The following is a 22,528-nucleotide window of genomic DNA, read 5'->3' as shown; positions in this document are numbered from 1 at the left end:
TTGGGAGAGAGCCTATGAGCACCTTGCAATTGGCGCACAACGACGTGCGCGACCTGACGGTCGGCGACCGGCGCGTGCTGTTTCACGTCCCGACCAGCGGTTTGTTTGAACTGGACATGGTGGGCAGCCGCCTGTTCGACCTGTTCGCCGAGCTGGGGCAGGTGGGAGAGGACGACATCCGCCGCTGTTTCGACGGCGTGGCCGACCCCGAGATGGTCATCGAAACCCTGTGCGAACTCGTCACCCTGCGGGTTATCGACGACGGATTGCCGAAACCGGCCAAGGATCCGATCACGATCACGGAGTTTCCGCTCAGCACCGTGGTTTTGAACGTCAACACCGGCTGCAACCTGAGTTGCACCTATTGCTACAAAGAGGATCTGACCACCCCCGCCAAGGGCGAGCGGATGGAGTTCGACACCGCCGCGCGCAGCGTCGATCTGCTGTTGCAGGAAGCGACGGCGCGCGACAGCGTCAACGTCGTGTTCTTCGGCGGGGAACCGCTGACCAACATGCCCCTGATCCGGCAGGTGGTTGAGTATGCCGAGCGGCGGGGCCGCGAAACTGGCAAGCGCGTCGACTTCTCGCTGACCACCAACGCGGTGCTGCTGACCGAGGAGATCGTCGATTGGCTCGACGCCCACCGCTTCGGGATCACCATCAGCATGGACGGGCCGAAACCGCTGCACGACCGCAACCGCAAGACGGTCAGCGGCAAGGGTTCCTATGATCTGGTGTCGGCCAAGGCGCGGATGCTGCTGGCGCGCTACCGCTCGCGGCCGGTGGGCGCGCGGGTCACGCTGACCGCCGGGGTCACGGACGTCCAGGCGATCCACGATCATCTGAAGGACGATCTGGGCTTTTTCGAGGTCGGCTTCTCGCCGGTGACGTCGGGCGGGATGACCGCCTTCAACCTGACGGGGGACGAGTTGGCGTTGGTCTTCGCCAACATGAAGAGCCTTGGGCAACGCTATGTCGACGCGGCCAAGCGCGGCGACAACATTGGCTTTTCCAACATGCACCAGTTGATGACCGACCTGTCGGAAGGCACGACCAAATCGCTGCCCTGCGGGGCCGGGCTGGGGATGCTGGCGGTGGACAAGGAAGGCGATCTGCACCTCTGCCACCGCTTCACCGGATCGACCCAACCGACCTACGGCAACGTCGAGGACGGCATCGCCAAGGACAGTTTGGGCGCCTTTCTGGAGGGCATGGCCAACCGCACCGGCACCGATTGCGAGACCTGCTGGATCCGCAAGCTGTGCGCGGGCGGCTGCTACCACGAATCCTATGCCCGCTACGCCGATCCGGCGCACCCGACCTACCATTACTGCGACCTGATGCGCGACTGGATCGATTTCGGGATCCGGGCCTACGCGGAAATCACGGTCGCCAACCCAAGCTTCATCGAACGGCACGTCGCGCCGCGCAGGGGGAAACAATGAAACACCTCAAGCCCTTGAACAAAAAGGCCGCGCTGGTCGATCAAGCGGTCGAGAACGGCCAGATGGACGAGGTCGTCGCCATGCAGGTGGTGGTCGGCTGCGCCGCGACCTTCGATCCGGGATGGGAGGTCGATCCCTTCGGCAGCGTCGCCGCGCTGTGCGCGCCGATGGAGGCCGACCTCTACGGTTGTTCGGATCCCTGCTGGTGGCCCGCCCAGGTGCCCGACACCATCAACACCTACCCGGATTGGAACGCCAAGGCGGCCTCGGCCCAGAACGACTGGCGCGCGCTCCAGTCGGTGTTTCCCAAGAAATGACCGGGGCGGGGAGAAGAAAGATCATGAAAACGCCATTCATCCGGGGGCTGTTCGCCGCCCTGTGCTGCGCCGGGCTGCTCGCCGCCGTCCCGACTTGCGCCAAAGAGTATCTGATAACCGGGGTCAAGCCGAACGGGCTGGTGGTCATCGACCCGGCGGCCCGCAAGGTTGAGAAGAGCTTTAAGATTCCGGGCGCGGGCGTCGCCCCCGGCACCATCGTGCCTTCGCCCGACGGCAAGATCGCCTATGTCGTCACCAATCATCTGGAAAGCGTGTCGGGCATCGACCTGGAGAGCGGCAAGGAGGTCTTCCGCGCCGATTTCTCGGGCAACAATCTGCGGGTCAAGGCGATGTTCGCCATGGACGTCAGCCCGGACGGCAAGGAGCTGTTCGTCTTCCAGTCGCCGGTCCGCCTGCTGCCCAGTGAATACAAGGTGGAAGACACCCGCATCGCCGTGTACCGCACCGCCGACGGGGTCGGCGCCAAGCCGGTGCGGCTGCTTCCCGCTCCCCGGCGGCTGGCCGTGCTGGCCTTCGCCAAGGATGGCGGAACGCTGTGGGCGTTGGGCTGGGATCTCTACGCGCTGGATCCCAAGACCGGGGCCATCCGCGAAACGCGCCAGGTGCTGAACTGGACCCGTGAGAATTATGGCCCGCCCGACATTCTCGACGTCTGGCCGCAGTTCGAGCAGGCGGCGGTGTTCTCCACCCCCTACTTCACATCCCGCACCGATCTGCCGCCAACCGACCCCAGCGCCTTCAAGACCGGCGTCCTCACCCTGGATCTGGCGTCGGGCAAGCTGGAGATGAAGGATTTCGAGAACACCAGCGCGGTGATCTTCTCATCCGTCGTCAACCCGAAGAAGCGGGATGAGCTGTTTTCGGTTTACACCCAATTGTCGAAGATCGACGCGGCGGGCGGCGCCCTGGTGAAGCGGGTGGATCTGCCGCACACCTACTATTCGATCAACATCGCGGGCGACGGCAAAGAGGTCTATGTCGGCGGCACCGCCTGCGACGTCGGGGTTTACAGCACGGACACGCTGGATCGCCTCGGCCAGATCGAGATCGCCGGATGCCCGGACCAGGGGGTGGCCTCGCTGCGGATGATCCGGCGCTGACGGAACAGGCGTCTTATCTGCTTCGCCCCTCTTCCCACATGGGAGAGGGGCTTCCGTCACCGACAGGAGCGCCGATGCCGTCCTCCTCCCCGCGTTGGGCTTGGTCCTTTGTCCAGCCCCACCGCGCCGCCTTGCTGCTGTCCTTTGGCCTGTCGCTGGTCGGGGTGGCGGTTGGGCTGGCGCAACCATGGCTGACCAAGCGGATCGTCGATGATGGTCTGATGGCGGGCGACGCCAACCTGTTGGTGACGCTGGCCATCGGCATGGTTGGGGTTGGGTTGCTGTCCAACCTGCTGTCGGGGGTGAATCGCTGGGTCTATGTCCGGGCTTCGGCCCTGGTGCTGTTCGCCATGCGCGAAAGCCTGTACGGCCATCTGCAATCGCTGCCGCCGCGTTTTTACGCGACGTGGTCGGCGGGCGACGTGCTGAGCCGGTTGGACGGCGATCTGGCGGAGGTGCAGCGTTTCGCCGTGGACGCGCCGCTGTCGGCGGTCAACGCGATCTTCACGCTGATTGGGGCGGTGGCGTTGATGGCGCTGCTCGACCCCGCCTTGACGCTGGTGGCTTTTGTTCTGCTGCCCGCGCAAATCCTGTTCCTGCGCGGCGTCCGCCCCTGGGTGGAGCGCTCCACCCGCGCGGTGCGCGAGGGCGCGGCGGGGGTGAGCGGCTTTTTCGTGCAACGTCTGTCGGCGATCAAGTTGATTCAGTCGGTTGGGGCGGAGGCGCAGGAATCGCGGCGGCTGGCCGGGCTGAATCAGGATTTTCTCACGAGCCTGCTGCGCCAACAGATGATGTCGTTCGCGGTTGGGGGCGTGCCGGGGCTGATGTCGTCGGCCAGCACGGCGGCGGTGTTCCTGTGGGGCGGCTTGCGGGTGATCGAGGGCGGCCTGTCGCTGGGCGCGCTGATCGCCTTCACCGCCTATCTCGGGCGGGCCACCGGGCCGGCGCAGACCCTGTTGGGGTTGGTGACGGCGGCGCAGCGCACGCGGGTGTCGCTGGACCGCGTGACGGAGCTTTTGCACGAGCGCCCGGCGGTTCTCCCCCCCGCTCAGCCCATCGAACCGCCGTCCGGCGGCGGCGCGCTGTCGGTCGAGGGCGTCGTCTTCGCGCATGAGGCCGGATCGCCGGTGCTGCGTGGGTTGTCGTTGGACGTTCCAGCCGGGGCGAAGATCGGCGTTCTCGGCCCCTCCGGCGCGGGAAAATCGACGCTGGTCGATCTTCTGCACCGACATTACGACCCGCAGGCCGGGCGTATCCTCTTGAACGGCATCGATCTGCGCGCCATGGCGCCCGCCGCCCTGCGGGCGCGGGTGGCGGTGCTGGGGCAGGACGCGCCGCTGTTGCCCGGCAGCATCGCCGACAATTTGCGTTTCGGCCTGCAAAGGGTGGACGAAGCCGTCTTGCGGGAGGCCGTGGCGGCGGCGCAATTGTCGGATTGGCTGGCCCGGCTGCCGCGCGGGCTGGACACGCCGGTCGGGGCCTGGGCGTCGTCGCTGTCGGGCGGGCAACGCCAACGGATCGCGCTGGCCCGCTGCCTGCTGCGCCAACCCGACGTTCTGGTGCTGGACGAACCCGTGTCGGCGCTGGACGCGGAGTCCGCTGTGCGCCTTTCCGCTGAAATCGACCGTCTGTTCGCTGGGCGCACCCGCATCGTCATCAGCCACCGGGCGGAGGCGTTGGCCGATTGCGCCGCCGTGCATCGCCTGGAAAACGGCGTTCTGCGCGTCGACTCATCGGATCGGGTGGGGGAGGCGGCCTGATGCGGATCGCCATCATCGACAGCGGCGTCACCCTGCCGCCGCCCGCCCCGCCCGTCGCGGCGCGGGCGGCTTTCGCCTTGGGCGACGGCGTCGCCGGGATGGTGACGCCCCATCCCGACCGCATCGGCCATGGCGGCGCGGTCGCCGCCATCGTCCGATCCTTGGCCCCAAACGCCACGCTGCTCGACGCGCAAATCTTTGACGAGGCGCCAACCACCTCGGCGGCGGTGGTGGCCGCCGGGTTGCGCTGGGCGGTGGAGCAGGGCGCGCGGCTGGCGACGATGAGCTTCGGTTTGCCGTCTGACCGCGCGGTGCTGCGCGCGGCGGTGCAGGACGCGCTGGATTCCGGGGTGTTGCTGGTGGCCGCCCGTCCGGCGCGCGGCGCCCCGGTGTGGCCCGCCGCTTATCCGGGGGTCATCGCCGCCACCGGCGACGCGCGTTGCGCGCCGGGCGAACTGTCGATCCTCCCCGGCGCTTACGGCGCCTGTCCGCGCCGCTGCGGCGACGACAGCGCGCATCCCCGAACGGGTGGGGCCAGTCTGGCGGTTGGTCATCTCGCTGGTCTTCTCGCCCGGTTGGCTCCGACGGATCGCGCCGAGGCGGTCGCCCAACTGGACAGGCTGGCGCGCTGGCGCGGGCCGGAGCGGCGGACGGCGCACGGGTGACGTCAGGGCGACGCGTCCACCCCTTGCGTCCGTCGTTCCGCCAGCGGGCGGTGGGGCAGGGCGACCTTGATGGCGACGGTCGTTCCGCCGCCGGGCGCGCTCGTCACCGACAGGGCGGCGCCGATCAGTTCGGCCTGTTCGCGCAGGCCCAACAAGCCGAAATGGTTGGCTTGGTCGGTTTCGATGTCGAATCCGGCGCCATCGTCCCGCACAGTGACGGACAGGGCCGTTTGCCCCGGCTCAATCTCCTGAGCGGCGATGTCCACGGCGATGGACGGGGCGTTGGCGTGACGGACGGCGTTGCGCAACGCTTCTTCAATCATCCGGTAGAGCGTTTCGGCGGTTTGCCCGGTCATCGCCTCCGCAGCCTCCGCCACGTCCAGCGCCAGGGCCGAGGCGGTACGGTCCTGGACCTGCGCGACCAGCCGACGCAGCGCCGGACCAAAACCGTCGTCGCGCACGGGGGAATAGCGCAATTGCGACACCGCGCTGCGGGCGTGCGCCAACCCTTCCTGGGCGGCTTCGTCGGCGCGGCGGATCTCGTCGGGCAGGCGGGAGGGATCGACCTCCACCAATTTGCGGATCAGCCGGATCTGGGTCAGCAGGCCCAGCAGCGTGTGGGCCACCGTGTCGTGCAGATCGCGCGAGATGCGCAGCCGTTCGCGCACGATGGCGGCGGCGCGGGTTTCGTGGCTGAGGCGTTCGATTTCGCGCGTGCGCTCCTCCACCCGCGCGTCGAGCTTTTCGTTGACGTCGGACAGACCGGCGTTGGCCTGTTGCAGCGTGCGCACGAGCGAGGCGATGGACCGCCCGATCCGCCCGGCCTCGTCGCGGCCCTGGGGACCGACGAAGCTGGTGGTCCGCCCGGCGCGCAAATCGTCGGCGGCCTCGGCCATCGCCTGCAAGCGGCGCATGATCCGGCTGGCGATCAGCACGCTGGCCAGGGTCGCGACCAACCCGCCCAGCGCGATGGCGGTGAAGATCGACGCCGACGCCCGGTCGGCGGTGCGGAAAGCGGTCGCCACCGGCTCGCGCACCATGACGCTCCAGCCCAGGCCGGGGAAATCGGCGAAACCGCTGCTGCGCGCGATGCCGCTCAACAAACCCTGGTCCACGCTGTGGGTCGTGCCGAAGGGATGGGCCGACAGATCGACGCGGCTGCCGCGCGGGGTCTGTCGCGAGCCGTACAGGACCGTGCCGTCGATGCCCAGCAGCAGCACTTCGGCCCCCGGGCGGTCCTTCAGCGTCGCCAGCGTGCCGCGCTGCAACGCCTCGATCCAGGACCAGCCGAGCGTGACGGCCAGCACGCCCCGGATGTCGCCCGCGCGGTCGCGCACCGGGGCCGACAGATCGACGAAGCGGCGCGGCTCGCCGTTGCGCAGCGGCGGCAACAGGCGGTCGAGCAGCAATTCGCGGTGGACGTCGCCGATGTAGGGGCCGAGAAACGCCCCGGTGAACCAGGGCCGCGCCGCCACCGACTGGCCGAGCAACACCCCGTCGGTTCCAGAGACGATGGCCCCGTTCAGGTCGATGATGCCCGCCCATTCGATTTCGCCCAGCGCCCCTTTCAGGTCGGTCAGCGCCCGGTCGGCCTCCGGTCCCGCCAAATCCCCGTCGCGCACGCCGATCAACGTCGCCGACGCCGCCACCCATTCCCGCCGCCCGGCCAGATTGGTGTCGATGGTGTCGATCAAGCGCTGGGCGTGGGTGGCGTAGAGCAGGCCGATTTCCCGCTCCAGCGCCTCGCGCGCGTCGCGCATCGTCCAGAAACCGACGAACAGCGCCACCGCCAGCGAGACCAGCGCGATGGACCAGCCGATGGCCGCCGCCAAGCGCCAGCGCGGATCCAGGGCGCGCAACAGCCGACGCGCCCGCCGTTGCGGCGGCCGTAGCGGCGGGTTGCGTCCGTCCCGCTCGAAAGTGACGTTCGTCATGCGCGATCCGTGTCTTTCGTCAGTGTCGCCGAGGATGGGCTTGCGTCATTGTTGGTTCATCGGAAGGCGGCATCATGAAGCATACGGCGCAAACGGTTGTCGAGGAAGTCGCGGCCAGATCCGGCGTTCCGGTCGCCCAGACGGCGGCGACGCTCGACGCCCTGCTGCCTCTGCTGGCGGCGCGCTTGCCCTCGCCAATTTTCGGACGGCTGCAACGGGTCTTGACCGACGACGGCGACGCGTCTCTGCTGAACGACCTTTGGAACCGGGATCCCTGATGACGCCGATCCGCATCGTGATCGCCGAGGATCAACAACTGATCCGCCGCGCCTTCGCCAACCTCCTGTCGCTGGAGGCCGACATCGAGATCGTCGGCCTCGCCCCCGACGGGGCCGAGGCGGTGGAGCTGTGCCGCCGTTTCCGCCCCGACGTGGTGCTGATGGACATTCAGATGCCGCGTCTGGGCGGCATCGCCGCGACCAAGCTGATTTTGTCGGAATTTCCCGGCACGCAGGTGGTGGTTCTGACCACCTTCGACACCGACGATCTGGTGTTCGGCGCGATTTCCGCCGGGGCCGCCGCCTATCTGCTGAAAGACGCCTCGGAGGTCGAGATCCTCGACACCATCCGGGGGGTGATGCGCGGGGAAACCCGCATCTCGCCGCACATCGCCCGCAAGCTGTTCGACGAGCTGCGCCGCTCCCGCGCGGTGGAGCTGCCGTCCGGCGCGCAATTGCCCGATCTGACCGATCTGACCGACCGCGAGCGCGCCATCCTGGACCTGATCGCCCAGGGGCAGAGCAACCGGCAGATCGCCGCCAGCCTGTTTCTGGCCGAAGGCACGGTGAAGAATTACGTCAGCCGCATCATGGAAAAGCTGGGGGCGCAGTCGCGGACCGAACTGGCGGTGAAGGCCGTGCGAACGCCGAAAGCCTGACTGGCGGCCCGCCGCGCCGATGCGGTAGAATCGGGGAACGGGCAGGGCAGGCGACGGGAGAGGGGCGATGATCGGGGCTGGAATCCGCGTGGCTCTCGCGCTGTCGGCGGCGCTTTTCCTGGGGCTGGAACGGGCGGCGGCGAACGACAGCACCGGCTTTCAGGGCACCGGCGGCATCGAGCTGACCAGCACCGACGCCATTGAGATGGTGTCGGAGGATCTGCGGATCGGGTTGGACGAAATCCGCGTCGCCTACGTCTTTCGCAACGTCAGCGCCCAGCCGGTCGAGACGATGGTGGCGTTTCCGCTGCCTGAGTTGGATTTGTCGCGCGGCCTGACCGAACCGGCCTGGGGCTTTCCGCAGCAGGCCGATGATTTTCTGGGATTCCGCCTGTGGATCGACGACCAGCCGGTTCAGCCCTCCCTGGAGCGCCGGGCCTTCCACAAGGGCCAGGACGTGACCGCGACGGTCGCGGCGGCGGGGGCGCTGGTCCTGACGCCCTGGGCGCCGGGGGCCTATGACGATCTGGCCAAAACGCTGGATCCCGCCGCGCTGTCCCGCCTGCGCGCCGCCGGTCTGATCCAACAGGGGGAGGACGAGAACACCCCGCAATGGCGGCTCGGCGCCCGCTATTTCTGGCGGCAGACCTTCCCGCCGGGCCGCGAGGTCCGCGTCCGCCACGTCTACAAACCCTTTGTCGGCAGCGCGCTGCTTGGCCGGGCGGCGGAGGTCGATGGCCGCAAGCCCGTCGGGCGTCTGGTTGAGGAGACGGGCGCCTCGGACGGCGGCGACCGCTATTGCCTGGATGCGGCGACCCGGCGGGCGGTGGCGGCGGCAGCCGCCCGCAACCCGAAAGACCCCATGTCCTTCAGCGCGGCGGAGATCGAATACATCGTGACCACGGCCCGCAACTGGCGGGGACCGATTGGCCGCTTTCATTTGACCATCGACAAGGGCGCGCCCGAAAACGTCCTGTCGCTCTGCTGGAACGGCCTGACGAAAACCGGGCCGACGATGTTTGAATCGACGATCGCCAACTTCATCCCCGACCGCGACATCCGGCTGCTGGTGTTCGTTCGAACGAAACGCCCGTGAACGGCATGGAGCCGGTTCAAGACCGCATGACGGCGTGGCGGGCCACGGGTGTTTGGGCCGGTGTGGAGTTGTGCCAAGCGTCCTATCGCCGTCATCATTTTCCCGTTCACGCCCATCCCGACGTGCATGTCGGCGTTATTGATTCTGGCTGTTACCGTTTCACTTGCGATGGGGTGGCTCAACGTGCCGAGGCTGGCGATCTGGTGATCCTCGCGCCAGACGCCGCCCATGACGGGGGGGCTGCGGATGCGACGGGTTATTCCTATCGGCAAGCCCTGATTCCGCCAGAGCTGTGGAGCGGCGTGACGGGGCGCGACGGATTCCATCGGCGGACTCCGGTGTGGCGCCATCCGCCAACCGTCCGCTTGCTCCGCGCCGTCTTTGCGGCTCAGGAACAGCGCGACGCGTTGCTGTTCGACGCGGCTTTGGCCCGGATGATCGCGTCCGTGTCCGAAGCCGAGCCTGGTTGGGAGACTCGTGAGCGGGCCACGCCCGGCATGTTGACCCGCGTCATGGAGATGATGCGGGCCGACGTCGCCGAGCCTTGGACATTGGCCAGCTTGGCCGCAGCGGTCGGCTCCAGCCGCTTTGTCCTGTCGCGCAGCTTTCGGCAAAACTATGGTCTGGGGCTTCATGACTGGCTGATGGATCTGCGTTTGCGTCAGGCCCGCCGTTGGCTTGCCGCTGGCATGCCCGCCGCCGAGGTGGCCGCCGCCTGCGGATTCGCGGACCAAAGCCACTTGGCGCGTCGTTTCAAGAGAGGGTACGGCGTCACGCCGGGGCAATTCGCGGCGTCCTGCACATCCGTCCAAGCGTAGGACGCGGAGACTGGTGTAGCCCTTGCCCGTTTCCCACCAGCCACGGGTTCATCATGATTCTGTTGCCTGATCGGGCGGACGTCGACGCCGCCCACGCCCGCATTCGCCCCTGGATCCGGCGCACCCCGGTCATCGCCGTCGGCGAGGAGGTCAGCGGCGTCGCCGCGCCGGTTCTGCTCAAGCTCGACCTTATGCAACGCACGGGGTCCTTCAAGGCGCGCGGCGCCTTCAGCGCCCTGCTGGCCGCGCCGGTTCCCGACGCGGGCGTGGTGGCGGCGTCGGGCGGGAATCATGGCGCGGCGGTCGCCTACGCCGCGATGCGTTTGGGTCATCCGGCCGCCATCTTCGTCCCCGAAACCGCCCCGCAAGTGAAGGTGGATCGTCTGACGCGCTGCAACGCCGCCGTTCACCGAGTGGGTCGGGTCTATGCCGACGCCTTCGCGGCGGCGCTGGAGCATCAGGCGCAGACCGGAGCGCGGCTGCTGCACGCCTATGACGATCCTCAGATCATCGCCGGGCAAGGAACGGCGGCGGCGGAGTTCGCCGATCAGGCCGTGAATGTCGAGGGCTTTGGCGGGCTGGACACCGTGCTCGTCGCCGTTGGCGGCGGCGGTCTGCTGGGCGGGGTGATCGCGGCGCTGGCGGGGCAGGGCGTCCGCATCGTCGCGGTTGAAAGCGTCGGCGCCCCGACCTTGGCGCGGGCGTTGGCGGCGGGTCATCCGGTCGAGGTTGACGTTCATGGGCTGGCGGCGGATTCCCTGGGCGCGCGGCGCATCGGCGATCATGGATTTGCTCTGGCGCAGGCTCACCTGCACGCCAGCCTGCTGGTGGAGGACGATGAGATCCGCGAGGCGCAACGGCGGCTTTGGCAGGAGCTGCGCCTTGTCGCTGAACCGGGCGGCGCCGTCGCTCTCGCGGCGTTGACGAGCGGGCGATATCAGACGGGGGCGACGGAGCGCGTTGGCGTGATCCTGTGCGGCGGCAACACCGACCCGGCGACCCTGTCGTCCTGATGACCGTCTGGTCCGGCGTCGCGTCATCAACAAACATAGGGGAATTGACTGATAGTTTAGGATTGTGACTTTCGTCATGTCGCAATGTGACGCCCGGCAGCTATCCAGGTGGACGGTCGGTCTGGATACTGCGCCCTCAAGAACGGGTCGCAATGGCCCGCCAAGGGGAGGGTCAGGGCATGCGTCGGTCCATCGCCACCGTGTCGCTCAGCGGCACGCTGCCGGAAAAGCTGGAGGCTATCGCGGCGGCGCGCTTTGACGGCGTGGAGATTTTTGAACCGGACCTGACCGGCTTTCCCGGACGCCCGCGCGACATCCGCGACATGGCCGCCGATCTTGGCCTGACCATCGAGCTGTTCCAGCCCTTCCGCAACGCCGAGGGGCTGGGACCCGCCGCCTTCCAACGGACGCTCCATCGGCTGGAGCGCAAGCTGGATTTGATGGAGGAGTTGGGCGCGCCGCTGATGCTGGTCTGCTCCAACGTCGAACCCGACGCCATCGACGATGACGGCTTGGCCGCCGAACAGTTGCGGGCGATGGCCGAGCGGGCGGGCGCGCGCGGCATCCGGCTGGGGTACGAGGCGCTGGCCTGGGGAACCCATGTCTCCACCTTCGATCACGCTTGGCGTCTGGTCGAACGCGCCGACCACCCGCATCTTGGCCTGATCCTCGACAGCTTCCACACCCTGGCGCTGCCGCATGATTGGAGCGGCATCGCCGATCTGCCGGGCGAGCGGATTTTCTTCGTGCAACTGGCCGACGCGCCGCGCCTGGACATGGCGACGCTGATGCTCAGCCGCCATCACCGTTGTTTGCCGGGGCAGGGCGAATTGAACGTCGGCGGCTTCACCGAAGCGGTCCTGCGGGCGGGCTACACCGGCCCGCTGTCGCTGGAGATCTTCAACGACGCCCTGCGCAGCGCGCCGACGCGGCAGACCGCCAAGGACGGCATGCGCTCCCTCCTGCATGTCGAGGAGCAGGTCCGCCGGGTCGAGGCGGCGCGGCGGATCCTGAGCGACGGCGTGGCTGAAACCAAGAGCATTGCGACCGCGCCGCGCCGGGTGGAGCTGTTCGACCCGCCGACCCCGGCCCGGTTGGACGGCGTCGCCTTCGTCGAATTCGCCGTCAACCACGCCGCGCAAGCCAAGCTGGCCGACGAGCTGAAACGGCTGGGATTCCGCCGTCTGGGCCGTCATCGCAGCAAGGATGTGGATCTCTATGGGATGGGCGACATCCGGTTCGTGCTGAACGCCGAACCGCATTCGACGGCCCATTCCTATTACCTGCTGCATGGCGCGTCGGTCTGCGCCATCGCCTATGAGGTGGACGACCCGTTGCGCGCGGTGGGCCGGGCTGAGGCCTTCGGCTGCCCGCGTTTCGAGGGGCGGGTCGGCCCGAACGAGTTGTCCTTGCCCGGCATCCGCTCCATCGGCGGCGAGCTGGTCTATTTCACCCGGCGGCGGGCCGACGGCTCGATTGATTTCGAGACCGATTTCCTGTTGGACGACGGCGGCGCGGCGCAACCGGACGCCGCGCATCGCATCGACCACATCGCGCAGGTGCTGCCTGAAGGGGCACTGGACGCCGCCATTCTGTTCCACCGCGCCGTGCTGGATCTGGAACCGGAGCCGGTGGTCGTGTTGGCCGACCCCTTCGGGCTGGTGCGCAGCCGGGCGATTTCCGACCAACGCCGCCGGGTGCGTTTTCCGCTGAACATCGCCAGCGGGCGCAACACCAGCGCCGCCAGATCGGTGTCTACCTATCTGGGGGCCGGAGTCCATCACATCGCGCTGGAGACGAGCGACCTGTTCGCGGCGGCGGAGCGGCTGCGGGCGACCGGCGTGGCGATCCTGCCGATCCCCGCCAATTATTACGACGACCTCGCCGCCCGCTTCGATCTGGACGAGGATCTTTTGGCGACGATGACGCGGCTGAACATCCTGTACGACCGCCAGGGCGACGGCGAGTTCTTTCAACTCTACACCCAACCTTTCGAGGGGCGTTTCTTCTTCGAGCTGGTGGAGCGGCGCGGCGGCTATGACCAGTATGGCGCGGCCAACGCCTCCATCCGCATGGCGGCCTCCAGCCAGCTCGGCGCGCACGACACGCTGGTCGGGTGAGGGGGACGACGATGCGCGACGGATTGGAGTTTGATGGATCGACGCGGCTGTTCTTCACCATCGGCCATCCGGTGGCGCAGATCCGCATGCCCCGCATCATGCCGCCGGTTTTCGCCGCGCTGGGGATGAACGCGGCGTGGCTGACGCTGGACATCGCGCCGGGCGCATTGGGCGCGGCGCTGGACGGGCTGCGGCGGGTTCGGAATCTCGCCGGGCTGTCGGTGACGATCCCGCACAAGCCGGACGCGTTGGCCCTGGCCGACCGCGCCAGCGACCGGGCCAAGGCCGCCGGGGCCGCCAATCTGCTGCGGGTCGAGGCCGACGGGACGTTGACCGCCGACATCGTGGATGGCGTCGGCTTTGTCGAAGGCTTGCGCGCCCGTGGTTTCGAGCCAGCCGGGCGGCGGGTTTGGTTGGTCGGCGGCGGCGGAGCCGGGTCGGCCATCGCGGCGGCGCTGTGCGAGGCTGGAATCTCCGCCCTCGCGCTGACCGACCTGGATCCCGCCCGCGCCGACGCCTGCCTGAATCGGCTGTCCGCGCTCCACCCGACCGTCGCGCTGACGAGAGCGGAGCCGGGCCGCCCGCCCGAGGGCTGCGATCTGGCGGTCAACGCCTCCCCCTGCGGGCTGAAGGCTGAGGATCCGTTGCCCTTCGATCCGGCGCTTTTGCCCACCGGCGCGCTGGTGGCCGACGCCATCATGAAGCCGCCGGTCACGCCGCTGCTGCGCGCCGCGCAGGCTCTGGGCCATCCGACGCAGCCGGGTCGTTTGATGCTCGACCATCAGATCGCCCCGCTGCTGCGCTTTTTCGGGGTGGAGGCCGATCCGGCGCTGGTTCTGGGGGCCATCCCCGACTGACGCCCACCCGATTTATGAGTGATGTTTTCAAACAAGCACGCGACCAAAAACCAAAAGGGAGGACCCAGAGATGCTTTTCAAAACCATGGCCGCCGCCGTCGCCCTGTCCGCCGCCTTCGCCGGATCGGCGCTGGCCGACACCGTCAAGCTGATTGACGTGATCGAGCTGTCGGGGCCGGGCGCGCCCGCCGGAACCAACTGGAAGAACGGCTCCGATCTGGCCGCCGCCGAGATCAACGCCAAGGGCGGCATCCTCGGGCAAAAGATCGAGCTTATTCATTACGACAGCCAGACCAACCCCGGCGCCACCCGCGCCGCCGTGCAGCGTGCGGTGGACGAGGACGCCTATGTCGTCCTGGGGCCGATCTTCTCCGGCCCGATCAGCGCGTCGATGCAGATCACCCAGCGCGCCGCCGTGCCGCAGATCGTCGGCGGGGAGGCGGCGGCCTTCACCCGCCAGGGCAACAACTACATCTTCCGCACCTCGCTGAACCAAGCCGATTCGATGCCGAAGCTGGCCAATTACCTGCGCGACGAGGTCAAGGCCAAGTCGGTCGCCGTGGTGTGGATCAACAATGATTTCGGCAAGGGCGGCCGCGACGCGATGATCCCGGAGCTGCAAAAGCGCGGCATCCAGATCGCCGCCGACATCGCGACGGAATCCGGGCAGGCCGATTTCGCCGCTGACGCCATCAAGGTGAAGAACGCCAACGCCGACGCCGTTTTCGTCTATCTGAACGAAGAGGAAAGCGCCCGCTTCCTGCGCGCCGCGCGTCAGCAGGGCATCGCCAAGCCGATCATCGGCGAAACCACCCTGCTGGGGGCCAAGGTGATCGAATTGGCGGGCGACGCGGCGAACGGCGTCAAGGGCCATGTCGGCCTGTTGGTGGACGCGCCCAAGCCCAGCTTCGCCGAATTCGGCAAGAAATACATGGACAAGTACGGCTTCACCTCCGACCACAACGGCATCAAGGGCTACACCGCCGTTTACACGGTCAAGGCGATCACCGAACGGATCGGCAAGTTCGACCGCGAGGCCTTCGCCAAGGCCCTGCACGGCGCGCGCATCGACGTGGCGCAGGAGCCGGGCATTTTGATCGACACCAAATGGACGGCGACCGGCGACGTGGACCGCGAAAGCTTCCTGGTTGAAATCACCAACGGCAAGCCGGTGGTCAAAACCACCCTGCCGATGATTAACCCGTAAGCCTGAATAGACCTCTCCCGTTTGGGGGGAGGGCATGGAGCCGACGGCCAAAGGCCGAACGGGCGCCAAAGGTGATCGAAGGCGCAACTGCCGTCGCGAGACGTGCGAGCGCCTTCCTGTGCCGCGCGCCAGTGGAATGATGGGGAGGGGCGAGCGGTTTCGTCACCGCCGCCCCGATTCCCCACGCCCGGCGCCTGCGCGCCGCGACCATTCTTTCAAAAATTCACGGAGGCTGACATGGACCAGTTCCTTCAGCTCATCGTCGCCGGGTTGGCGACGGGCGCGATTTACGCGCTGGCCGCCATCGGCTTCACCCTGGTCTGGCAGACCTCCCAGACCATCAATTTCGCCCAGGGCGAGTTTGTCATGCTGCCCGCCATTCTGGTGTTGACCGCCGCCCATGTCGGTTTGCCGATGTGGCTGGCCTTCATCGTCGGCAGCGCGGCCTTCATCCTGCTGTTCGGCTTCGGCTTCAAACGCTTTCTGGTCGAACCGATGCAACGCCACGGCGTCTTGCCCCTGGCCATCGCCACCATGGCGCTGTCGGTGCTCATCAAGGAAGCCGCCAAGAACGGCTTTTCGGCGGAGGCGCAGCATTTCCCCTCGCTGGTTCCGGACGGGTCCGTGTCGTTTCTGGGGGCCGCCGTGTCGGCGCGCGACATCGCCATCTTCGTCGTCGCCGTCGCCGCCATCCTGGGCCTGCAAGCCTTCATCACCCGCACCCGCACCGGGCGCACCATGCAGGCGACCGCGCAAAATCCCACCGTCGCCCGCATTCTGGGCGTGCCGGTGGAGCGGATGATCCTGTTGACCTTCCTCATCAACGCCGCGCTGGCGCTGATCGCCTCCTACCTCATCTCGCCGGTCTATCTGGCGAAATTCTCCAACGGCGAGACCATCGGGTTGGCCGCCTTCATCGCCGCCATCGTCGGCGGTTTCAACCAAATCCGGGGGGCGCTGGCGGGCGGTTTCCTGATCGGGTTGATCGACAATCTGGCCGCCGCCTACGTCTCCAGCGCCTACCGCGCCGCCGTGCCGCTGGTGGTTCTGGTCGTCGTCATCCTGGTCAAGCCCGAAGGTCTGCTGGGCCGCAAAGAGGAGCGCACGGTATGAGCCTCAAGCTGAACACCGATCTGCTCATCATCCTGATCGCCTTCCCGATCCTGTGGTTCGCGCCCGCCGGTTTGAAAAGCTACGGCCTTTACGTCGTCTCGCTGTGGCTGGTGATGTCGATCGCCGCGATGGGCCTCAATTTGACGCTGGGTTACGCCGGGCTGACGTCGCTGGCGCAAGGGGCCTTTCTCGGCATCGGCGCCTACGCCACGGCGATTTTGACGGTCAAGGCCGGGTGGCCGTTGCCCGCCGCCTTTCTGGTCTCCACCGGCCTGTCCTTTCTGGTTGGGGTCGTGCTGGGCTTTCCGGCGCTGCGGGTGAAGCATCATTATCTGGCCTTCGTCACGCTGGCCTTTTCGGTCGTCGTCTTCCTGATCGCCCGGAACGAGCAATGGTTGACCGGCGGCGTCTTTGGGCTGGCCAACATCCCGCGCCCGACGCTGTTCGGAACCGATCTGGGCGGCGGGCTGGCCTTTTACCGGGTGGTTCTGGTGGTCACGCTGGCGCTGACGCTGGTGATGTGGTGGCTGCTGCATTCGCCCTGGGGCCGCGCCTTCCAGGCGATCCGCGAAAATGGAACGCGCGCCGCCAGCCTGGGCGTCGACATCCGCGCCTACACCCTGTTGGCCTTCGCCATCGGGTCGGCCTTTGGCGGGGCGGCGGGGGCGCTTTACGCGCCGCTGGTGGAGTTCATCGACCCGTCCCCCTTTGCCCTGTCGGCCTCCTTCGTGCTGCTGCTGACGGTGGTGGCGGGTGGGGCGGGGTCCTTCTTCGGGCCGTTCGTCGGGGCGTTCTTCTCCTACATGCTGCCGGAACTGCTGCGGGCGACCGGCGGTTGGTATCTCATCATTTACGCCGCCGTGGTTCTGGTTCTGGTGATGGTCAGCCCGACCGGCCTGCTGGGCCTGATCGACCGCTGGCGCGACCACCAATCCCAACGCAAGGCCGCCGCCATCCGCGCCGCCGCCCGCCCGACGCTGGCCAACGGCGCCGAAACCAACCCCAAGGAACAGGGAGCCGCGTCATGACCCGCGTCCTGGACGTCACCGGCATCAAGAAGCATTTCGGCGGGGTGAAGGCGGTGGACGGCGTGTCCTTCCACGTGGACGAGGGCGAAATCCTCGGCCTGATCGGTCCGAACGGCTGCGGCAAATCCACCCTGTTCAACTGCATCCTCGGTCAGCTCACCCCGTCGGAGGGGGAGGTGCGGTTGGACGGCAAGCCGATCACCGGCCTGTACCCGTCGCAGCTCAACCGGCTGGGCGTGTCGCGCACCTTCCAGCTTTTGCAGGTGTTTCCCAACCTGTCGGTGCGGGAAAACCTGATCCTGGCCGGGCAGGAGCACAAGGGCACGATGCTGAAGCGCCTGTTCGGCCCGCGCGACGCCGGGTTGACGGCGGAGGCCGACCGGATGATCGCCTTTTTCAAGCTGGACCATCTGGCCGAACAGAAGGCGGGCGGCCTGTCCTATGGCCAGCAAAAGCTGTTGGACGCGGCGATGGCCTTCATGGCGGGGCCGCGTCTGGTGCTGCTCGACGAACCGGCGGGCGGAGTCAATCTGACCATGCTGGAGAATTTGAAGGAGCGGTTGCGGGCGATCAACCGCGAGCTGGGCGCGACCTTCGTGGTCATTGAACACAACATGGATTTCGTCATGAGCCTGTGTTCGCGCGTCGTCGTGATGGCCGAAGGCAAGGTGTTGGCGCAGGGCGCGCCCGCCGCCGTCCGCGCCAACCCCGACGTCATCGAAGCCTATCTCGGCCATTGATCGCAGAACAGGGAACCCCAAGCCATGACCGCTCCCGCTTCCGCCCACCCCATCCTGACCTTGTCCAACGTCGTCGCCGGGTACGGCAAGATGACGATCCTCAACGGGACCAGCTTTTCCGTGCCGCGCGGCTCCATCACCACGGTGATTGGGCCGAACGGGGCGGGGAAATCCACCGTCTTCAAGACCATTTTCGGCCTGCTGAACGCGCGCGAGGGCAGCGTGACCTTTGACGGGCGCGACGTCACCAACCGACCGCCGCGCGATTTGCTGGAGGCCGGGATCTGTTATGTCCCGCAGGGCCGCAACATCTTTCCCGAACTGTCGGTGCGCCACAACATCGAGCTGGGAACGGTCGCCGCCGGGCGCGGCCTCACCGATCTGCCCGCGCGGATCGAGGCGGCGCTCGACCGCTTTCCCATCCTGCGCAAAAAGGCCGACCAGCAGGCCTCCACCCTGTCGGGCGGCCAGCAAAAGCAGTTGGAGATCGTGCGTGGCCTGCTGCTCGACCCGAAACTGATCCTGATTGACGAGCCGTCCATCGGCCTGTCGCCGATGATGGTGGCCGAAACCTTTCAAATCCTGCTGGAACAGCGCGACAAGGGCGTGTCGGTGCTGATGATCGAGCAGAACGCCCGCTCGGCGCTGGCCATGTCTGATTACGGGCTGGTGTTGGAGTTGGGCCAGACCCGCATGTTCGACGACGCCCCGGCGATTCTGGCCGATCCGCGCGTCGGTCAGTTGTTCCTGGGCGGTTCACTGGCCGAAAAGAGCGAGGCGGCGTGATGACGACGATCCCGGCGGGGGGACGGCGCAAGGATCTCGACGGGCTGGTCGCGCTGGTCACGGGCGGCGCGTCCGGCATGGGGCTGGAGCATGCCCGCCTGATGGCCGCGCGCGGGGCGCGGGTGGCCATCACCGACGTCAGCGGTTTGGCCCTGGAGCAGGCGCAGGAGCGCATCGTCGCCGAGGGCGGCGTGGTGTTGCCGTTGATCGCCGACAACCAATCGGTCGGCAACGCCCGTCGCGCGGTGGCTGACGCGGAGCGCGCCTTTGGCCGCGTCGACATTCTGGTCAACAACGCCGGGGTCAGCGGCAAAGCGCTGCCCGTCGCCGACATCGACGAGGCGGCCTTCGACCGCATGTTCGGCACCCATGTGAAGGGCGCCTTCTTCTTCACCCAAGCGGTGGTTCCGGGGATGAAGGAGCGGCGCTTTGGCCGCATCATCAACATTTCCTCCAACTTCGCCATGTCCGGCAGCGCCGGGGCCAGCCACTACACCGGCGCGAAAGCGGCGCTGCATGGGTTGACGCGCGCTTGGGCGGTGGAGTTCGCCCCCTGGACCATCACCGTCAACACGGTGGCCCCCGGTCTGGTCGAAACCCCGCTGACCCTCGATAGCCTGGGCGCCGACGAAGTCGCCCGCCGCGCCGCCCAATTCCCGCTGGGCCGCATCGCGCGGGCGGACGAGGTGGCCTTCGCCGTGGCGTGGCTGGCTGGACCGGAAGCCGCGATGATGACCGGACAGGTGGTCAGCCCGAACGGCGGAATCTCGATCATCGGAATTTAAGTTAATTTCCATAATGAAAATTATGTGTTTTTAGCGTGTAGGCGGGGTGGGTTCTATCCTGTGCAGCACGAGCGCCCAGAAATACGCACAGGATCGGCGGGCGCGGCGGCGCTTGAAGCCATCTCGGCCCAGGTCGGAAATCCTGAACATCCTCTCTCCCGACCGCTCGCCCCGGTGGGTCCACAGGCTTGATCCGCCTTGGCTATATGGGGAGCCGTCGGATCAAGCCTGTGGACTGCCGGGACGACCTCACGAAAACACAAAAAGGATTGTAGTCACACAAAATCATCCGACGTCGCACTTCAACTTGAATCTGCGCAACGACAGACCGAGTATGGGAAGCGGAGCAAGGCAGAAACCGCGATGGCGCGCTATAAGCGCATCCTCGGCGGCCAGCTTCAGGCCCGCACGCTTCCCGGGCAGCAGGCCGAAGCCGCCATCGGCGTCGCCGTCCTCAACCGCATGATCGATCAAGCACGCCCGAACTCCGTCCGCGCCGCCGGATCGAAGGTCGTGTCAGGCTTCGGCGCCTCCGCGCCGACCTCGCTGCACCAACACCCTTTCTTCGATGCGCAACCGTTCAAGCGATTGCCCTGGCGTGGACGATGCTGGCTTTGGCGCCGAAAAGCGCTATGTGTTTCAAGAGACTTCCTGGCGCCACGGAGATGAGGTGAGGATATGGGCCAGTTGGCCTGCAAGCTCGAGGTCGGGGAACGCGCAGGGGCCGCGCTGCCCGACGTGAGGTCAATGCTTGCCTCGGCGGTGGCTCGGCATAAAGCGGGGGATGCTGCAGCGGGCGATTTGTACCGGGCCATTCTTTCGGCCGAGCCGTCGCATGGCGACGTCCTCCACCTGCTTGGTGTAACAGCGTTGCAGGCCGGGACGGCGGAGGTGGCCAGCGGCTGGCTGCGCCGGGCGCTCGTGATCGACAGGGCGCAGGCCTACTACCGCAACAGCCTTGGTGAGGCGCTGCGCGCGCTCGGCCGACCAAACGAGGCGCGGGAGCAATACCGCTTGGCGCTCACGCTCAGTCCGGCCTATCCGGAATCGCTTGCCAATCTTCTTAGGCAGCCCCAGCCGGGCGACAACGCGTCAGCCTTGCTGGAACGCTTCTGCCGGCTGCGCTTGGCGTCAGCGAGCGAAATCCTGGCGGTTGCCGATTCCCGCCTGCTCTCGGGACGGCTGGCCGACGCCAACCTCGCCTATCGGGCGGCGGTGGCGCTGGAACCGGCGACGGTGCAGGCCTACGTCAATCTCGGCGCGACCGCCTCTCGGGAAAAGCACTATGCGCAGGCCGCTACAGCCTTCCGCCGCGCTCTGCGCCTGTCCCCCGACCATCCGGGAGCCTGGAACAACCTCGCCAGCGCGGTGTGGGAGCTGAACGACGGCCAAGGCGCCGTCAGATTCTGCCGCCGCTCCGTCGCCCTCAAGCCGGACCATCCCGATCCCTACGCCAACCTCGGCTATGTCCAGCGGTCGCAGGCCCAGAACGGCGACGACTTCGCCGAGGCGGCGACGCTGTGCCGACGAGCCTTGCAGATCAACCCATCGCATGTTTCAGCGCTGAACAATCTCGGCATCGTCAACCTTGACCTCGGCCATCTCGACGAGGCGGAGCGCCTGTTCCGCCGCACGTTGGACGCCGAACCAAAGCATCCCGACGCGCGCTTCAACCTGTCGCTGGCCCTGCTCAAAGCCGGCCGGTTCAAGGAAGGGTGGGGCTTTTACGAAGCCCGCTGGGAGACGGGTCAACTCCCGATGGTGAACGCGCAACTGCGGGCTTGGCAGGGTGAGCCGCTGAACGGCGCCACCATCCTGCTGCACGCTGAACAGGGACATGGCGACACCCTGCATTTCGTCCGCTACGCTCCGCTGGTCGCGGCGCTGGGCGGGCGCGTGGTGCTGGCGGTCCAGCCGGCGCTGAAGCGGCTGGTCGCCGGCATGCCCGGTGTGGCTGCGGTCCATGCGCTGACCGACGCCTTCCCGGCGCCGGACTTCCACTGCCCACTGATGAGCCTGCCACGGCTGCTCGGCACCGAGCTGGGCACGATCCCCAGCGGCATCCCCTACCTTTTCCCGCCCGCCGAGGCGATCGGCAAATGGCTGGGCCAGCCCCTGCCGGGCGCCGGACTGCGGGTCGGGCTGGTGTGGTCGGGAGACCCCCGCCCAGGCCTGCTGCGCGCGAATTTGACCGACCGGCGGCGCAGCATGACCCTGCGCGACTTGGCGCCACTGGCCGGGGTGCCGAACCTGCGCTTCGTGAACTTGCAGATGGGCGGGGCGGCAGCGCAGCTCGCCGATCCGCCGACGGGGATGGACATCCACGACCCGATGGGGGCCGTCACCGATTTCGCGGACACGGCGGCGCTGGTGCTGCGGCTGGATCTCGTGATCACCGTGGACACCTCGGTCGCCCATCTCGTCGGAGCGCTCGGCAAGCCGGTCTGGGTTTTGTCGCGTTACGACGGCTGCTGGCGTTGGCTCCAGGACCGCGACGACACGCCCTGGTACCCGACCATGCGGCTCTTCCGCCAGACCATGTCGGGGGACTGGACCACCGTGGGGCTGCGCGTTGCGGACGCCCTGCACAAGCTGGTTGCATGATCGTCGCCGCTTGCGAGACGCCCAACTCGAACTGAACCGCGTCGGGTGTCTCGAGGCCCCCATGTCTTGAGATGACAGGGTCCTCATGACGACGCGGACAGCGGCCAGCCACGCCCCTGAGAGGCCCGGGCGCGCGGCGCGGCTGGTTTGCGAGCACGAACCCGACCGGAGGCGACGGCGCC

The 22,528-nt window shown here is 67.5% G+C and carries 21 protein-coding genes; 20 read left to right on the top strand and 1 reads right to left on the bottom strand.

Annotation, left to right across the window (positions count from 1 at the left end; all coding sequences use genetic code 11):
* Positions 1 to 14 precede the first annotated feature (14 nt).
* The 5 genes from peaB to qhpE all read left to right on the top strand — a co-directional run bounded on the left by peaB (position 15) and on the right by qhpE (position 5,308).
* A complete protein-coding gene (gene peaB, locus D3877_RS14240; protein ID WP_119831428.1) occupies positions 15 to 1,445 on the top strand; it encodes a quinohemoprotein amine dehydrogenase maturation protein in 1,431 nt (476 codons plus the stop codon).
* Positions 1,442 to 1,762, top strand: a complete 321-nt coding sequence (gene qhpC, locus D3877_RS14235; protein ID WP_119831427.1) for a quinohemoprotein amine dehydrogenase subunit gamma — start codon at positions 1,442 to 1,444, stop codon at positions 1,760 to 1,762. The genes peaB and qhpC overlap by 4 nt, the downstream gene beginning before the upstream one ends.
* Positions 1,763 to 1,785: 23 nt before the next feature.
* On the top strand, positions 1,786 to 2,883 hold the full coding sequence (gene peaD / locus D3877_RS14230; protein ID WP_119831426.1) for a quinohemoprotein amine dehydrogenase subunit beta: 1,098 nt from the start codon (positions 1,786 to 1,788) through the stop codon (positions 2,881 to 2,883).
* A 74-nt stretch (positions 2,884 to 2,957) separates the two neighbouring features.
* A complete protein-coding gene (locus tag D3877_RS14225; RefSeq protein WP_158599921.1) occupies positions 2,958 to 4,643 on the top strand; it encodes an ABC transporter ATP-binding protein in 1,686 nt (561 codons plus the stop codon).
* Complete coding sequence (qhpE, locus tag D3877_RS14220) at positions 4,643 to 5,308, top strand: subtilisin-like serine protease QhpE (protein ID WP_119831424.1); 666 nt, start codon at positions 4,643 to 4,645, stop codon at positions 5,306 to 5,308. The genes D3877_RS14225 and qhpE overlap by 1 nt, the downstream gene beginning before the upstream one ends.
* Before the next feature lie 2 nt (positions 5,309 to 5,310).
* Here qhpE and D3877_RS14215 read toward each other — a convergent pair whose 3' ends face one another.
* Positions 5,311 to 7,242 (bottom strand): sensor histidine kinase, encoded by a 1,932-nt coding sequence (locus D3877_RS14215; RefSeq protein ID WP_119831423.1) that lies wholly within the window; start codon positions 7,240 to 7,242, stop codon positions 5,311 to 5,313.
* A gap of 74 nt (positions 7,243 to 7,316) precedes the next feature.
* Between D3877_RS14215 and D3877_RS14210 the strand changes: the two genes are divergently transcribed.
* The 15 genes from D3877_RS14210 to D3877_RS14140 all read left to right on the top strand — a co-directional run bounded on the left by D3877_RS14210 (position 7,317) and on the right by D3877_RS14140 (position 22,346).
* Positions 7,317 to 7,520 carry a hypothetical protein gene (locus D3877_RS14210; RefSeq protein ID WP_119831422.1) on the top strand — a complete coding sequence of 68 codons (204 nt, stop codon included), beginning with the start codon at positions 7,317 to 7,319 and terminating at the stop codon, positions 7,518 to 7,520.
* A complete protein-coding gene (locus D3877_RS14205; RefSeq protein ID WP_119831421.1) occupies positions 7,520 to 8,179 on the top strand; it encodes a response regulator in 660 nt (219 codons plus the stop codon). Before D3877_RS14210 ends, D3877_RS14205 begins: the two co-directional genes overlap by 1 nt.
* A 67-nt stretch (positions 8,180 to 8,246) precedes the next feature.
* Positions 8,247 to 9,275: a DUF4424 family protein gene (locus D3877_RS14200; RefSeq protein ID WP_119831420.1), complete on the top strand. Its 1,029-nt coding sequence runs from the start codon at positions 8,247 to 8,249 to the stop codon at positions 9,273 to 9,275.
* 5 nt (positions 9,276 to 9,280) lie between these two features.
* Entirely contained in the window at positions 9,281 to 10,093 is an 813-nt protein-coding gene (locus D3877_RS14195) for a helix-turn-helix transcriptional regulator (protein WP_238474981.1), read from the top strand.
* Positions 10,094 to 10,146: 53 nt separating this feature from the next.
* Positions 10,147 to 11,106, top strand: a complete 960-nt coding sequence (locus D3877_RS14190; RefSeq protein WP_199720810.1) for a threonine/serine dehydratase — start codon at positions 10,147 to 10,149, stop codon at positions 11,104 to 11,106.
* A 179-nt stretch (positions 11,107 to 11,285) separates the two neighbouring features.
* Positions 11,286 to 13,226 carry a bifunctional sugar phosphate isomerase/epimerase/4-hydroxyphenylpyruvate dioxygenase family protein gene (locus tag D3877_RS14185; protein ID WP_119832449.1) on the top strand — a complete coding sequence of 647 codons (1,941 nt, stop codon included), beginning with the start codon at positions 11,286 to 11,288 and terminating at the stop codon, positions 13,224 to 13,226.
* A gap of 11 nt (positions 13,227 to 13,237) precedes the next feature.
* A complete protein-coding gene (locus D3877_RS14180; RefSeq protein ID WP_119831418.1) occupies positions 13,238 to 14,083 on the top strand; it encodes a shikimate dehydrogenase family protein in 846 nt (281 codons plus the stop codon).
* A 70-nt stretch (positions 14,084 to 14,153) separates the two neighbouring features.
* Positions 14,154 to 15,290 carry an ABC transporter substrate-binding protein gene (locus D3877_RS14175; protein ID WP_199720809.1) on the top strand — a complete coding sequence of 379 codons (1,137 nt, stop codon included), beginning with the start codon at positions 14,154 to 14,156 and terminating at the stop codon, positions 15,288 to 15,290.
* A gap of 237 nt (positions 15,291 to 15,527) precedes the next feature.
* Complete coding sequence (locus D3877_RS14170) at positions 15,528 to 16,403, top strand: branched-chain amino acid ABC transporter permease (RefSeq protein WP_119831417.1); 876 nt, start codon at positions 15,528 to 15,530, stop codon at positions 16,401 to 16,403.
* Positions 16,400 to 17,431 (top strand): branched-chain amino acid ABC transporter permease, encoded by a 1,032-nt coding sequence (locus D3877_RS14165; RefSeq protein ID WP_119831416.1) that lies wholly within the window; start codon positions 16,400 to 16,402, stop codon positions 17,429 to 17,431. Before D3877_RS14170 ends, D3877_RS14165 begins: the two co-directional genes overlap by 4 nt.
* Entirely contained in the window at positions 17,428 to 18,171 is a 744-nt protein-coding gene (locus D3877_RS14160) for an ABC transporter ATP-binding protein (protein ID WP_119831415.1), read from the top strand. Before D3877_RS14165 ends, D3877_RS14160 begins: the two co-directional genes overlap by 4 nt.
* Positions 18,172 to 18,195: 24 nt before the next feature.
* Entirely contained in the window at positions 18,196 to 18,957 is a 762-nt protein-coding gene (locus D3877_RS14155; protein WP_119831414.1) for an ABC transporter ATP-binding protein, read from the top strand.
* On the top strand, positions 18,957 to 19,742 hold the full coding sequence (locus tag D3877_RS14150; RefSeq protein ID WP_119831413.1) for an SDR family NAD(P)-dependent oxidoreductase: 786 nt from the start codon (positions 18,957 to 18,959) through the stop codon (positions 19,740 to 19,742). The genes D3877_RS14155 and D3877_RS14150 overlap by 1 nt, the downstream gene beginning before the upstream one ends.
* A 363-nt stretch (positions 19,743 to 20,105) precedes the next feature.
* Positions 20,106 to 20,411 carry a hypothetical protein gene (locus D3877_RS31040; RefSeq protein ID WP_147395192.1) on the top strand — a complete coding sequence of 102 codons (306 nt, stop codon included), beginning with the start codon at positions 20,106 to 20,108 and terminating at the stop codon, positions 20,409 to 20,411.
* Between the two features lie 201 nt (positions 20,412 to 20,612).
* The gene (locus tag D3877_RS14140; protein WP_211100290.1) at positions 20,613 to 22,346 is read left to right on the top strand and encodes a tetratricopeptide repeat protein; all 1,734 of its coding nucleotides are present in this window, start codon (positions 20,613 to 20,615) and stop codon (positions 22,344 to 22,346) included.
* The last annotated feature ends 182 nt before the right edge of the window (positions 22,347 to 22,528 follow it).

The sequence above is a fragment of the Azospirillum cavernae genome (assembly GCF_003590795.1).
GTDB classification, from domain to species: Bacteria; Pseudomonadota; Alphaproteobacteria; order Azospirillales; family Azospirillaceae; genus Azospirillum; species Azospirillum cavernae.
The sequence above is the reverse complement of the archived record's forward strand: the minus strand, read 5'-3'. Positions and strand labels throughout refer to the sequence as shown.

What these genes read in the sequence shown, in the direction of transcription:
- peaB (WP_119831428.1), top strand. Translation starts at nt 15, where the DNA reads ATGAGCACCTTGCAATTGGCGCACAACGACGTGCGCGACCTGACGGTC.
- qhpC (WP_119831427.1), top strand. Translation starts at nt 1,442, where the DNA reads ATGAAACACCTCAAGCCCTTGAACAAAAAGGCCGCGCTGGTCGATCAA.
- peaD (WP_119831426.1), top strand. Translation starts at nt 1,786, where the DNA reads ATGAAAACGCCATTCATCCGGGGGCTGTTCGCCGCCCTGTGCTGCGCC.
- D3877_RS14225 (WP_158599921.1), top strand. Translation starts at nt 2,958, where the DNA reads ATGCCGTCCTCCTCCCCGCGTTGGGCTTGGTCCTTTGTCCAGCCCCAC.
- qhpE (WP_119831424.1), top strand. Translation starts at nt 4,643, where the DNA reads ATGCGGATCGCCATCATCGACAGCGGCGTCACCCTGCCGCCGCCCGCC.
- D3877_RS14215 (WP_119831423.1), bottom strand. Translation starts at nt 7,242, where the DNA reads ATGACGAACGTCACTTTCGAGCGGGACGGACGCAACCCGCCGCTACGG.
- D3877_RS14210 (WP_119831422.1), top strand. Translation starts at nt 7,317, where the DNA reads ATGAAGCATACGGCGCAAACGGTTGTCGAGGAAGTCGCGGCCAGATCC.
- D3877_RS14205 (WP_119831421.1), top strand. Translation starts at nt 7,520, where the DNA reads ATGACGCCGATCCGCATCGTGATCGCCGAGGATCAACAACTGATCCGC.
- D3877_RS14200 (WP_119831420.1), top strand. Translation starts at nt 8,247, where the DNA reads ATGATCGGGGCTGGAATCCGCGTGGCTCTCGCGCTGTCGGCGGCGCTT.
- D3877_RS14195 (WP_238474981.1), top strand. Translation starts at nt 9,281, where the DNA reads ATGGAGCCGGTTCAAGACCGCATGACGGCGTGGCGGGCCACGGGTGTT.
- D3877_RS14190 (WP_199720810.1), top strand. Translation starts at nt 10,147, where the DNA reads ATGATTCTGTTGCCTGATCGGGCGGACGTCGACGCCGCCCACGCCCGC.
- D3877_RS14185 (WP_119832449.1), top strand. Translation starts at nt 11,286, where the DNA reads ATGCGTCGGTCCATCGCCACCGTGTCGCTCAGCGGCACGCTGCCGGAA.
- D3877_RS14180 (WP_119831418.1), top strand. Translation starts at nt 13,238, where the DNA reads ATGCGCGACGGATTGGAGTTTGATGGATCGACGCGGCTGTTCTTCACC.
- D3877_RS14175 (WP_199720809.1), top strand. Translation starts at nt 14,154, where the DNA reads ATGCTTTTCAAAACCATGGCCGCCGCCGTCGCCCTGTCCGCCGCCTTC.
- D3877_RS14170 (WP_119831417.1), top strand. Translation starts at nt 15,528, where the DNA reads ATGGACCAGTTCCTTCAGCTCATCGTCGCCGGGTTGGCGACGGGCGCG.
- D3877_RS14165 (WP_119831416.1), top strand. Translation starts at nt 16,400, where the DNA reads ATGAGCCTCAAGCTGAACACCGATCTGCTCATCATCCTGATCGCCTTC.
- D3877_RS14160 (WP_119831415.1), top strand. Translation starts at nt 17,428, where the DNA reads ATGACCCGCGTCCTGGACGTCACCGGCATCAAGAAGCATTTCGGCGGG.
- D3877_RS14155 (WP_119831414.1), top strand. Translation starts at nt 18,196, where the DNA reads ATGACCGCTCCCGCTTCCGCCCACCCCATCCTGACCTTGTCCAACGTC.
- D3877_RS14150 (WP_119831413.1), top strand. Translation starts at nt 18,957, where the DNA reads ATGACGACGATCCCGGCGGGGGGACGGCGCAAGGATCTCGACGGGCTG.
- D3877_RS31040 (WP_147395192.1), top strand. Translation starts at nt 20,106, where the DNA reads ATGGCGCGCTATAAGCGCATCCTCGGCGGCCAGCTTCAGGCCCGCACG.